The sequence below is a fragment of the Glaciecola sp. 1036 genome (assembly GCF_050306235.1).
GTDB lineage: Bacteria > Pseudomonadota > Gammaproteobacteria > Enterobacterales > Alteromonadaceae > Glaciecola.
On record NZ_JBLWFH010000008.1, the window covers coordinates 200,624 to 213,289 of the forward strand.

At 41.4% G+C, this 12,666-nt stretch carries 11 protein-coding genes; 8 read left to right on the plus strand and 3 right to left on the minus strand.

Annotated elements, in window-relative coordinates; all coding sequences use genetic code 11:
- The first annotated feature begins 105 nt into the window (after positions 1 to 105).
- The 4 genes from maoP (at position 106) to cspE (ending at position 3,642) form a co-directional block, all read left to right on the plus strand.
- Positions 106 to 474, plus strand: a complete 369-nt coding sequence (gene maoP, locus ACNKW3_RS13365; RefSeq protein ID WP_427399804.1) for a DUF413 domain-containing protein — start codon at positions 106 to 108, stop codon at positions 472 to 474.
- Between the two features lie 429 nt (positions 475 to 903).
- Positions 904 to 2,622 (plus strand): acetolactate synthase 3 large subunit, encoded by a 1,719-nt coding sequence (locus tag ACNKW3_RS13370; protein WP_427399805.1) that lies wholly within the window; start codon positions 904 to 906, stop codon positions 2,620 to 2,622.
- A gap of 1 nt (position 2,623) precedes the next feature.
- Positions 2,624 to 3,121: an acetolactate synthase small subunit gene (gene ilvN, locus ACNKW3_RS13375; protein ID WP_427399806.1), complete on the plus strand. Its 498-nt coding sequence runs from the start codon at positions 2,624 to 2,626 to the stop codon at positions 3,119 to 3,121.
- A 311-nt stretch (positions 3,122 to 3,432) separates the two neighbouring features.
- Positions 3,433 to 3,642, plus strand: a complete 210-nt coding sequence (gene cspE / locus ACNKW3_RS13380; RefSeq protein ID WP_427399807.1) for a transcription antiterminator/RNA stability regulator CspE — start codon at positions 3,433 to 3,435, stop codon at positions 3,640 to 3,642.
- A 254-nt stretch (positions 3,643 to 3,896) separates the two neighbouring features.
- On the opposite strand, the gene fadA is transcribed toward cspE, so the two are convergent.
- Complete coding sequence (gene fadA, locus ACNKW3_RS13385) at positions 3,897 to 5,060, minus strand: acetyl-CoA C-acyltransferase FadA (protein ID WP_427399808.1); 1,164 nt, start codon at positions 5,058 to 5,060, stop codon at positions 3,897 to 3,899.
- A gap of 20 nt (positions 5,061 to 5,080) precedes the next feature.
- Positions 5,081 to 7,231 (minus strand): fatty acid oxidation complex subunit alpha FadB, encoded by a 2,151-nt coding sequence (fadB, locus tag ACNKW3_RS13390; protein WP_427399809.1) that lies wholly within the window; start codon positions 7,229 to 7,231, stop codon positions 5,081 to 5,083.
- A 284-nt stretch (positions 7,232 to 7,515) separates the two neighbouring features.
- Between fadB and ACNKW3_RS13395 the strand changes: the two genes are divergently transcribed.
- Together ACNKW3_RS13395 and pepQ are read left to right on the plus strand one after the other, a co-directional pair.
- Positions 7,516 to 9,450 carry a transglycosylase SLT domain-containing protein gene (locus ACNKW3_RS13395; RefSeq protein WP_427399810.1) on the plus strand — a complete coding sequence of 645 codons (1,935 nt, stop codon included), beginning with the start codon at positions 7,516 to 7,518 and terminating at the stop codon, positions 9,448 to 9,450.
- Between the two features lie 105 nt (positions 9,451 to 9,555).
- Positions 9,556 to 10,875: a Xaa-Pro dipeptidase gene (gene pepQ, locus ACNKW3_RS13400; RefSeq protein WP_427399811.1), complete on the plus strand. Its 1,320-nt coding sequence runs from the start codon at positions 9,556 to 9,558 to the stop codon at positions 10,873 to 10,875.
- A gap of 23 nt (positions 10,876 to 10,898) precedes the next feature.
- Here the strand turns inward: pepQ and ispB are convergent, their stop codons facing one another.
- On the minus strand, positions 10,899 to 11,870 hold the full coding sequence (gene ispB, locus ACNKW3_RS13405; protein ID WP_427399812.1) for an octaprenyl diphosphate synthase: 972 nt from the start codon (positions 11,868 to 11,870) through the stop codon (positions 10,899 to 10,901).
- A 211-nt stretch (positions 11,871 to 12,081) separates the two neighbouring features.
- Between ispB and rplU the strand changes: the two genes are divergently transcribed.
- Together rplU and rpmA are read left to right on the plus strand one after the other, a co-directional pair.
- Positions 12,082 to 12,393 carry a 50S ribosomal protein L21 gene (gene rplU / locus ACNKW3_RS13410; RefSeq protein ID WP_427399813.1) on the plus strand — a complete coding sequence of 104 codons (312 nt, stop codon included), beginning with the start codon at positions 12,082 to 12,084 and terminating at the stop codon, positions 12,391 to 12,393.
- Positions 12,394 to 12,408: 15 nt separating this feature from the next.
- Positions 12,409 to 12,666, plus strand: a complete 258-nt coding sequence (gene rpmA / locus ACNKW3_RS13415) for a 50S ribosomal protein L27 (RefSeq protein ID WP_427399814.1) — start codon at positions 12,409 to 12,411, stop codon at positions 12,664 to 12,666.

Genomic DNA, 12,666 nt, shown 5'->3' on the forward strand with positions numbered 1-12,666 from the left:
TTTATTGATATTGAATTTATTTTATTGACAGCGCTAAATTTCGAGAGTAAATAGTCGATTTTATAGAGAGCATATTTCTGTAATCTTTAACGGGAGCGGCGAGCGATGTCACAGTTAACAAAAGAAACATTATTAAAGCGATTATTCCATGATCCGAAAAACTATCCTTATGGGTTTTCAAGATCAGGCGATTTTTCAATATCAGAAAGCAAAGCACTAAGTGAATACGGTTGTTTGTTTGCCGCCTTAGTTGATGGTCATTACGCACCAACTGATGCCGAAGACAAACAATTTCTTAATGCCGCTTTAGGGCATGTAGATCCTGCCTCAGTTCAAGAAAGAGCTTGGGTTAAATATCAAAAGCGCATTAACCGTCCTAAGACAGGAAGCATATACGGGTCTAGACCAGTTGCTAATGTCGAAGATGACGAAGTAGATTCTTCGGATGAGTTAGATTTAGATTTAGAAAGCTAAATCATATCCAACTCTTCAAAAACCGACTCCTTTAGGCTACCGGTTCAACCGGTAGCTCGCTCGCTTTCAACAGCGAAATACTTCCCACGCTATAATTTTCACTATAAATCATTTTTATGAACAGCCTGTCGCTCAATTGTTAATATTACGCGTAGTTGTAAACAGTATGTTTTTATAAAGTAGCTTTTGATAACGAATGAGGTCTGAGCGTCTTGTTAGTATAGAGACATATCTACTCCAACTTCGCATTTATTGGAATTATTAGCCTAATAATACCCAAAAATACCGTAAAAAACGAAATGAATATCCTAAAATATACAAATAAAAGGAAATATATTTCACTTTTGCCTGTTTTTGGGTTTTTATATTTCGCCGGCTGCGATATAGTGCGCGCTAACTTAAACGGTAACTAAAATAGGAGTCACCAAGGTGAGGATGATGTCGGGCGCGGCAATGGTCGTACAAGCCCTTAAAGACGTAGGTGTGACGCATTTGTTTGGGTATCCTGGTGGTGCTGTACTGGACATTTACGATGCGTTATTTGCGCAAGATGATGTGAAGCATGTACTAGTGCGTCATGAACAAGCGGCTGCTCACATGGCTGACGGCTATGCTAGGAGCACGGGAAAAACTGGTACTGTATTAGTCACCTCTGGTCCAGGAGCTACTAATACACTTACCGGAATAGCAACTGCCTATATGGATTCTATCCCAATGGTTATACTGTCAGGGCAAGTACCTTCTATGCACATAGGTGAAGATGCTTTTCAGGAAACTGACATGGTGGGTTGCTCGCGTCCAATTGTAAAGCATAGCTTTTTAGTTAAGCGCGCGGTAGATATTCCTAAAGCCATAGCTCAAGCATATTACATTGCCAATACTGGACGTCCTGGCCCTGTAGTTGTAGATCTGCCAAAAGACATAGTAAATGTGCAAGAAGAGCATCTCTACGAGTTCCCTACTGATGTGACTATGCGCTCTTATAACCCAACGTTAAAAGGCCATCCTAAGCAGATCAAAAAAGTGGTAACCACCTTAGCTAAGGCTCGAAGACCGGTTATTTATGTTGGTGGTGGAGCTATTGCAAGTGAAGCTTCCGCGTTGGTTACAGAGTTAGCTGAAAAGCTTAAAGCACCAGTGGTAAGTACCCTTATGGGACTTGGCGCTTTTTCATGCACCCATCAACAATCTCTAGGTATGTTAGGCATGCATGGAACACTTGAAGCTAATAAAACAATGCACAATTCAGATTGTATTTTAGCTTTGGGTGCAAGATTTGATGATCGAGTGACGAATAATGTTGACAAATTCTGTCCTCACGCAGACATCATCCATGTAGATATAGATCCGGCTTCTATTTCTAAAACCGTGAATGCACATATTCCAGTAGTGGGTTCCGTTGATAAAGTTGTTCAGCAAATGCTTACAGAAATGCAAAAGCATGATTTTTCTGACCAAGAAAATAACTTAGCTGAATGGTGGGAACAAATTAGCGAATGGCGTGAACGTAAGTGTTTGAATTACAATCAAGGCGACACTGTTATTAAGCCGCAAAAAGTTATCGAAGCCTTATATAAACATACCAATGGTGAAGCTTACGTCAGTTCTGACGTGGGGCAACATCAAATGTTTGCAGCGCTTTATTATCCTTTTGCGAAACCCCGTCGATGGATTAATTCTGGCGGCTTAGGAACCATGGGATTTGGTTTACCTGCTGCTATGGGCGTACAGTTCGCACATCCAGACGCATGTTCAGTTGTTGTGACCGGTGATGGTAGTATCCAGATGAATATTCAAGAGCTATCCACTTGTTTACAATATAATTTACCGATCAAAATCATTTCACTAAACAACCGTGCATTAGGCATGGTGAGACAGTGGCAAGACATGATCTATAAGGGGCGACATAGTCATTCTTATATGGACTCAATGCCAGATTTTGTGAAATTAGCTGAAGCATATGGTCATGTGGGTATTAAGGTTGATTCTTTAGATCAACTTGATGATGCTATGGCAAAATGCTTTGCTGAAAAAGACAGATTGGTATTTATGGATATAGCAGTAGACCAAAATGAACACGTTTATCCGATGCAAATTAAATGGGGTGCAATGGACGATATGCGACTAAGTAAGACGGAGCGAACATAATATGAGAAGAATATTTTCTGTATTAATGGAAAACGCTCCTGGTTCGCTATCTCGAATTATTGGTGTTTTTTCCCAACGTGGTTATAACGTTGATTCTCTTTGTGTAGCGCCAACCAGTGATGAAAGCTTGTCTCGTTTGACAATTATTACTCAGGCCGACAATAAAGTTGCTGAGCAAATTCTTAAACAAATTAATAAATTGATTGATGTTTTAAGAGTTACTGAGTTAACTGAAGCTGCACATGTTGAACGTGAATTGATGTTGATAAAGGTGGCAACTCGTACTGATGTGGCGCGTTCAGAAGTTAAACGTAACGTGGACATTTTTCGTGGAAGAATTCTTGATGTTACTTCTCAACACTACACAATTGAGATTACCGGTACCAGTGAAAAGCTCACCGCATTCGCGGATGTAATGGCGCAATGCGCCGATATCACAGAATCAGCCAGAACGGGCGTTTGTGGGTTATCCAGAGGCGACAGAGCCTTAAGAGCTTAAGTTTAAAAGTCGGACCACTGTCCGACTTTTTTATTTTTAAGCTATGTGTTTGTTATTTATTAAAAAGTTAATAATTAATTTATTTTAAATTATTGTTATTTTTTATCACCTTTTAGAAAACTGTGCTACACTACACATGTTTTTGGTAATACACCTTTGTTAGTTTGCTACATCTTAAGTGTCAAGTTCCAAGTTCGTGAAGCTGTCGGACTCTTCTTTATTACTTCAGAGTAAGAATCTCAAAACGCTATTGTCAAAAATGCCTGCGCAGGCTGATGCGTGTTTTTTTTAAAGTTAAATTTGAGGTTTTTATGTCTAAAGTTACAGGCACAGTTAAGTGGTTCAACCCTGAAAAGGGCTATGGTTTTCTAACTCAAGATGACGGTGGTAAAGATGTATTCGTACATTACCGTGCAATCGTTTCTGAAGGTTACAAATCACTTAACGAAGGCCAAAGAGTTTCATTTGACGTTGAAGAAGGTCAAAAGGGACTTCAAGCAGCTAACGTTGAAGCAGTTTAATTAAAACGCTTCGTTAGTATTCAAAAAAAAGCGCTCGTATGAGCGCTTTTTTTGTGCCTGAAAAATAATGGAGCCGTAAATAATGGAGCCGTAGTTCATTTAAACAATGGAGCCGTAGTTCATTCTCACCGTTTACTTTGTAAAAATCCCCTAAGGTATTCAGGGTAGGTGAGAATGAACTACGGCTCCATTGTTTAAATGAACTACGGCTCCATTATTTCCAAGGGCTCCAATACTTACAAAGCTACACTATTCTAGATACGTTCAAATACCGTCGCTATACCTTGGCCTAGACCAATACACATAGTAGCTAATCCGATAGTGGCATCCTGATCTTCAAGAACGTTCAAAAGAGTAGTGGAGATTCTTGCGCCGGAACAACCTAGAGGATGTCCTAATGCTATCGCGCCACCTTTCAAGTTTACTTTGTCTTCATATACATCTAGCCAACCAAGCTGCTTAATACATGATAACGCCTGTGCAGCAAAAGCTTCGTTAAACTCCGCAAATTCAATATCATTCATGGTTAAACCAGCGCGTTGTAGAGCTTTCTTGGTAGCCGGTACTGGACCGAAACCCATAATAGCTGCATCACAACCTGCAACAGCCATTGACCGGATTTTTGCTCTTGGTGTAAGACCCATAGCTTTTGCTTTGTCAGCAGACATTACTAGCATAGCTGCAGCGCCATCAGAAATTGCGGATGACGTACCTGCGGTAACACTACCATTCACAGGATCAAACACGGGACGCAAACCGGCTAAGGTTTCCGTGGTGGTTTCTGGACGTATAACTTCATCGTGCTCAATTAGGGTTAAAACACCATCAGCATCATGACCTTCAATGGCAACAATCTCATTTGCCCATTTACCATCTTGCATAGCTTTGTAGGCTTTTTGATGTGAACGAGCACCAAATGCGTCTTGCATTTCTCGGGTGATACCATTTTGGCGACCAAGCAATTCAGCTGTCATTCCCATGTTGCCAGAAGCTTTGGCAGTGTATTTTGCCAGCGCTGGATGGAAATCCAAATTATAAGTCATGGGAACATGGCCCATATGCTCAACACCACCAATCATATACACATCACCGCGACCTGTCATGATAGCTGAAGTCGCATCATGCAAAGCTTGCATAGAAGAGCCACATAATCTGTTTATAGTTGCGGCACCTGTGCTTCGAGGAATTTTAGTCAATAACTGTGCATTTCGGGCAATGTTAAACCCTTGCTCTTTAGTTTGTTGCACACATCCCCAAATGATGTCCTCAATTTCACTAGGATCAAGATTAGGATTACGTTCAAGTAATTTGGTCATCAAGTGAGCAGATAAATCTTCTGCTCTTACATTTCTAAATACACCGCCTTTGGAGCGACCCATGGGTGTTCGAATACAATCTACGACCACTACATCTTTCATAAATTTTCTCCTTAACTGTTTTAGGCGAAGTATGATTTGCCTGAGGCGGCCATTTCACGTACGCCATCAGATACTTGATAGATTGGACCCAAATGGGCATATTTGTCTGCTAATGCAACAAAATTCGCGAGTCCAAGGGTTTCAATGTAACGGAAAATTCCGCCTCTGAAAGGAGGGAAACCCAATCCATAAAGTAACGCCATATCCGCTTCGGCTGCGCTGTCGACAACACCTTCTTCTAAGCATCGAATAGCTTCATTGGCCATAGGTATCATCATGCGAGCGATAATTTCGTCAGTATCGAATTCCTTAGTATCAGCAACATGGGGCTGCATGAGTGCATACGCATCTTCAGCCGGCGTTTTACTAGGACGACCGCGCTTGTCTTTACCATAATTGTAGAAGCCTTGACCGTTCTTTTGACCTAAACGCTTATTGCTGAACATCAAAGTTACAGGGTCGTTTTCAATTTTCTGCATGCGCTCAGGAATGCCATCAGACATTACGCTAGCAGCATGATCCGCAGTATCCATGCCCACAACATCAAGTAGATATGCCGGACCCATTGGCCAACCAAAGACTTTTTCCATCACTTTATCAACAGCGGTGAAATCAGCACCATCAATAACTAAACGACTGAAACCAGCAAAATAAGGGAATAACACGCGGTTTACAAAGAAGCCTGGGCAGTCATTGACAACTATTGGCGTTTTGCCCATCTTAAGAGTTGCTGCAACAACGGCAGAAATTGTAGCTTCGTCAGTCTTCTCACCTCGAATGATTTCTACTAAGGGCATTCTGTGTACTGGATTGAAGAAATGCATACCACAAAAACGTTCAGGTTTAGACAAAGCTTCTGCCAGTTGGTCAATAGAAATGGTGGAAGTGTTTGAAGTAATAATGGCATCTTCTGATACGGTATCTTCTACTTCTTTAAGGACCTTAGATTTGATGGCGGGGTTTTCTACTACAGCTTCGATCACCAAATCAGCATCTGCAATGGCCTTCATATCGAGAGTTGGGACAATATTGTTCAGGGTTGATGCCATTTTCGCTGGCGTAACCTTGCCTCTTTCCATGCCTTTAGTGAGGATTTTAGCCGCTTCATTCAAGCCTAATTCTAAGGCTTGATTATTAATATCTTTCATTACTGTAGGTACGCCTTTAACCGCACCTTGATAAGCAATTCCACCGCCCATGATACCAGCGCCTAACACAGCGTGTTGCTTGACGTCTTTGGTTGCTGCTTTTGCTTGTTTCTTACCTTTGCTTTTAACTATCTGATCAGCAAGGAATATACCTACTTGTGCTTGGCAGGCGTCAGTTTTAGCAAGGGCTACAAAGCCTTCGTTTTCTAATTTTAAAGCGCCTTCTCGTCCCAAAGCCGCAGCTTTTTGTACTGTTTCAACCATTTTGTGTGGTGCTGGATAATGTTTTCCAGCTTGAGCCGCAACCATAGCGGCAGCAGTTGAAAAACTCATCATTGCTTCATTAGTATTCAACGATAAAGGTGCTTTTTTCTGTTCTCTTCTTGCTTGCCAGTCTAGTTTGCCAGCAATAGCATCTTTGAGCATAGCCCGTGCCGCTTCATGCAATTTCTCTGGCGCAACAACGGCATCTACAGCTCCTTCGGCTAAGGCTTTCTGACCATCTCTATCGCGGCCAGTAGTCATCCACTCTAAAGCGTTGTCAGAACCGATTAATCGAGGTAAACGAACTGTACCGCCGAAACCTGGCATTAAACCAAGTTTTACTTCGGGTAGACCTATTCGAGCACTAGTATCAGCTACGCGTAAATCAGTGGCTAATGTCATTTCACATCCGCCACCAAGGGCAAAACCGTTTATTGCGGATATGGTAGGCACAGGAAGATCTTCAAATCTGTCGAACACTTGTGACGTTTTCGCCACCCAAGCTAGCACTTCTGATTCAGGCATTTCAAATAATGCGGTAAATTCAGTGATATCTGCACCGACAATAAAGACAGGTTTAGCTGAACGAACTAATACCCCTTTAACGCCATCAGAAACATTAATGGCGGCAATGGCTTTATCCAATTCTGCTACCGTTTGTTTATCAAATTTATTCACTGAACCCTTGGCATCAAATACCAGTTCAGCAATACCGTCGTCAGTCATTTCAACCGACAGACTCTCGCCGTGAAACATCATGTATATCTCCTGTGTCACATTTTTCGAAAAACTTTTATTAAGATTAGACCACCAATACCGATAGGTGAATTATAATGAGTGAATAAGACATAAAAGTTATAAATTTATTCAAACCAATGGAAAATTGTCTTGTCTATTCCTATGTTGCAACGAATACTACGATATTCAAGTATGATAAGGTTATTTATTTTATAAATGGCGACATATTTGAGTAACAAATAAGGGACTTTATTTTGTTCATCTTGTTTTGTAAAAACTTCTCTTTTTTACTAATAGCTTTTCTATTGGTATCAAATAGTTATGCCCAAAGTAAGGCGAATCAAGAAACGACTTCCACACCACAGGTCGACCAAGCTCTGAGAGATTCTCAACGAGCGGCATTTTTGCGATTAGATAAACGTTTGTGGAATATGTCTGATGAAGAATTGGTCGATGCTATACAAGACATTGGTGACTATCCATTAAATCCCTATTTAATTGCAAAAAAGCTCACACATCGCATAAGCCTTAGTAGAACAGGTCAAATTAGAGATTTTTTGCTTAAGTATGATGGCACTCCACTGGATCGTTTGGTACGAACGCCATGGCTAGAATATTTAAAAAAACGCAATAAAGACCAGTTGTTTATGCAGTTTTATCGAAATGTGTATGACACCGAATTAGCCTGCTATGACTTAGATTTACGTTATCAATACAGCCAAGACAAAGAGGCAGTATTTAATGAAGTGGCAGATTTTTGGAATGTTGGAAAAAGCCAGCCTAAAACCTGTGATCCCGTATTTAAAGCCTGGATGCAAGCTGGTTTATTGACGGAAGATTTAATTCTACAGCGTATTGAAAAGGCGGCTAATGGTGGCACTCATACCTTAATACCTTATCTAACGACCTTGTTGCCCGAAGATAAAAAGTATTTGGCAGAGGCTTGGCATAAGGTGAGGCGAAATCCGGCAACTGTCGCCAAATTGAATTTATTTAATGGACGCTATCAAATGATAGAGTCATCTATTGTCACCTATGCACTAACAAGACTTATTTGGCGTGATGCAGACCTGGCATTAAAAACCTATGAAAGGGCTAAAAATGCAATGGTATTTTCTCAAGCTCAAACGGCAAAAATTGCAAATCAATTTGCAGTAAGCTTGGCGTTAAATGAACATAAACAAGCGGAAAAGTGGCTGACCAAAGCTGGCGATGTAGCGCCTCAAGAAGATACCCTCAGATGGCATCTAGCTTTATTGTTGCGCAATCAAGAGTGGCAAAAAATCATTCTTCTAATAGAGAAAAGTCAGCCCCAATATACTCATGATTTACAGTTTCAATATTGGTTGGCCAGAGCATATGAACTTGTGGGTCGAAACCAAGATGCAACTAGCCTCTATCGTCAGTTAGCGAGTGCTCGGGACTATTACGGCTTTTTATCAAGTGCTCGATTAGGCGTAGATTATAGCTTTGAACATCAGCCATTATCCCCTTCCCAAGAGGATCTAGACCTCATTCGTCAGTCGGGCTTTGCTCAACGGGCTTACGAGTTGAGAAAGATAGGTCGTGATTATTGGGCGCGTTTGGAATGGCTAGCCTTAAAGCGTTCATTGAATCAAGAGCAGCAATTGGCAACTGCCGTCGTTTCGTCCGAGTGGGGCTGGCATGATCAAACCATTCGCACATTAGGTGATTTGCGTGAATTAAACGATGTAGAAAGGCGTTTTCCCATCGCTTATGCAGATTTGATTGTGCCAGAAGCTAAGAAAAATAATATCCAACCAGAGTGGAGTTTGGCTATCGCTCGACGAGAAAGTAGCTTTATGCCAGATGCTATTTCGTCTGTCGATGCGCGAGGTTTGATGCAAGTATTGCCAAGTACGGCGCGGTACTTGGAAAAGCGTCGAGTATCTTCTTCTGAGCTTTTAGAGCCAGACTTTAACGCAAGAGTGGGAAATAAATATTTAAGATATCTATTAAATAAGCTCGATGGCAATACCTTACTTGCTACCGCATCGTACAATGCTGGCTGGCGCCGAGTTCTTGATTGGTTACCGGAAGATAATGCTATCGACGCCGATATTTGGATAGAATTAATTCCCTACAGAGAGACGCGTAATTATGTAAAGGCGGTAATGGCGTACCAACAGATTTATCAGCGTAAACTATCTGATGAAATGCCGAAACACACAGTCTTCAGTCAACTCGCTTCGAGCCAGATCGAGCCAAGATCTTCTTAACTTGCGAATTTGAGCAAAAGTTAACAAAAAGGTTTTGTTCTTTTTTACCAGATATTGCCTATGTTAATATGTGCGTTTAAATAATAAGAAGAAGGAAATCAGTCAATGTCATATCCAGAGATAGACAAACTTTACCGCGACCACATTCAAGAATTACAGGTGCGAGCTAGAGAAGCCCTCGATAGAGAAGGCATTGACGGTATCATTATTCACTCGGGGCAACTTACGTATCAATTTTTGGATGACAATGCTTATCCTTTTAAGGTAAATCCGCATTTCAAAGCCTGGCTTCCGATCATAGATAATCCCAATTCTTGGTTGGTAGTAAATGGTGTCGACAAGCCCAAACTAATTTTTTATCGTCCGGTAGATTTTTGGCATAAAGTACCTGATGAACCCGAGGATTTTTGGGTCGAGCATTTCGATATTGTGTATTTAAAACACGCCAACAATGTCGAGAAGTTTTTACCATACGATCGCGCTAAATACGCCTACTTGGGTGAGCATATTGAAGTGGCTCAGGCTTTAGGTATTTCAATAGTAAATCCTGACAAACTGATACATTATTTACACTGGAAACGCGCATATAAAACAGATTATGAACTTGCTTGCATGCGAGAAGCGAACAGAGTCGCTGTGCTGTCTCATAAAGCCGCCGCGTTAGCATTTGCTCGTGGTATGTCCGAGTTTGAGATTTACCAAGCGTATTTAAGGCAAGCTAAGCAAGGCGAAAATGAAATGCCTTACAATGGAATTGTCGCACTTAATAAAAATGCATCCATTTTACATTACATGGTACAAGACAAGATTCCTCCAGATGCACATTTATCTTTCTTAATTGACGCAGGCGCTAGCTTTAGAGGATATGCCGCTGACATTACTAGAACTTATACACATGGTCCCGGCCCATTTGAAGATTTAATTGTGCAAGTAGATGAGCTAACCCAGAAGTTGGCGGCAGCATTGAAACCAGGTATTCAGTATACCAGTATTCATGAACAAGCGTTTGCCGGTATAGCGCAAATTTTGTTTAGTAATCATATTGTTAATTTAACCGCAGAAGGTATCTTAGAACAGGATATCGTCGGTACCTTCTTCCCACATGGCATAGGGCATTTCTTAGGGTTACAGGTACATGATGTGGGTGGTCATTTTGCAGATGATAGAGGCACGCCAAAGCCTGCTCCTGAGGCGCATCCATTTTTACGTTGCACCAGAGAAGTTGAAGCAGGCCAAGTCTTTACCATTGAGCCTGGACTCTACTTTATTGATTCGTTATTGGCTGACCTGCAAAGCAGAGAAGAATCTAAGTTCATTAATTGGAATGTGGTTGAGAAGCTTAAGCCTTATGGCGGCATCCGTATTGAGGACAACGTAATAGTCCATAAAGATCGCAATGAGAATATGACGAGGGAGCTTTGGTAGCTCCCTGATGTTTAGCTGGTTAGCTAGCTGTCTCGATTGACTGCCAAATCGGCTAAAGACAGCAGCGCTTGCTTGTAATTGCTATCTGGAAGAATCGCGATTGCGTCTTTAGCTTTCTTCGCTTCAGCTTCAGCTAGCGATTTAGTGTAATCTAACGAGCCCGCCGCTTTCATGGCTACCAAAATAGTATCAAAGTGTTGCATGCCGTTGGCATTTTCAATGGCATCTCGAATTAACTGTTGAGTTGATTCATCACTGTTCCACATAGCATGTAAAAGTGGCAACGTAGGTTTGCCTTCAGCTAAATCATCGCCGGCATTTTTACCCATTTCATCTTCTGTTGCAGTGTAATCCAATACATCGTCGATAAGTTGAAAGGCTGTACCTAAATGTTTTCCATATTGCTGCATTGCATATTCAACATCTTGGCGTTGATCTGTTAATACAGCAGCAAGCTGGGTAGCCGCTTCAAATAAACGTGCGGTTTTACTGTAAATTACATCTAGATAACTTTCTTCAGTAGTGTTGGGATCGTTACAGTTCATTAACTGCATGACTTCGCCTTGGGCTATTCGATTTGTCGCGTCTGATAAGATCTCCATCACTCGCATGCGATTGATTTCAACCATCATTTGAAACGCGCGGGTGTACAAAAAGTCGCCTACTAACACACTGGCTTGGTTACCGAACACGGCATTGGCAGTTTCGCGGCCTCTTCGCAACATTGATTCATCTACTACATCATCATGCAGTAACGTTGCTGTATGGATAAATTCAATAATAGCCGCAAGTTTGTGATGTTCGGTTGATTGAATATGTAAGGCTTTGGCTGCCAGCACAGTGAGCAAGGGGCGCAGACGTTTTCCGCCACTGTTTACGATATAAAATCCTAATTGATTAATCAGCGCGACATCGGATTCTACTTGTTTTTGAATAAGTTGATTCACAGCCGTCATGTCGGCATCGGCGAGTTGTCGTATTGTGTTTAAGTCCATTGGGTGGAAAGCTAGTTTTTATTTGCTGTGTATTGTACATAAATTTAGGCTTTTTACAGCATCATTAGGCGGATTTAATGGTATGTGTAAAAAATAGTCGAAATAATCGGCAAATATCCTGAATTAGTACTTGCGAGACGGGCAAAGTTTACGTACAATTCGCGCCCTGTTTTTTGAATTGAGCGCAATATAGCGCAGAGCGGAGATTTATATGTACGCGGTTTTCCAAAGTGGTGGTAAACAACACCGTGTGGCTGAAGGCCAAACCGTTCGTCTTGAGAAAATCGAAGTTGCTCCAGGTGAGTCAGTAGATTTCGATGATGTCTTGATGGTAAGTAATGGTGACGATGTTAAAATTGGTACACCATATGTAGCAGGCGGCAAAGTGACTGCAGAAGTAGTTACTCATGGTCGTGGAGATAAAGTTCAGATAGTGAAGTTCCGTCGTCGTAAGCATTCACGCAAGCAAGCGGGACATCGTCAGTGGTTCACGGAAGTGAAAATCACTGGTATCACAGCTTAATTAGGAGACGAACACATGGCACATAAAAAGGCTGGTGGTAGTACCAAAAACGGTCGCGATTCAATTAGTAAACGCTTAGGTGTTAAGCGTTTCGGTGGACAATCAGTTCTTGCTGGTAACATCTTGGTTCGTCAACGTGGTACAAAATTCCACGCAGGTGATAACGTAGGTATCGGTAAAGATCACACGTTGTTTGCCCTTTCTGACGGCAAAGTACAGTTTGAAGTAAAAGGTCCAAAGAATCGTAAATACGTAAGTATTGTCGCTGAATAG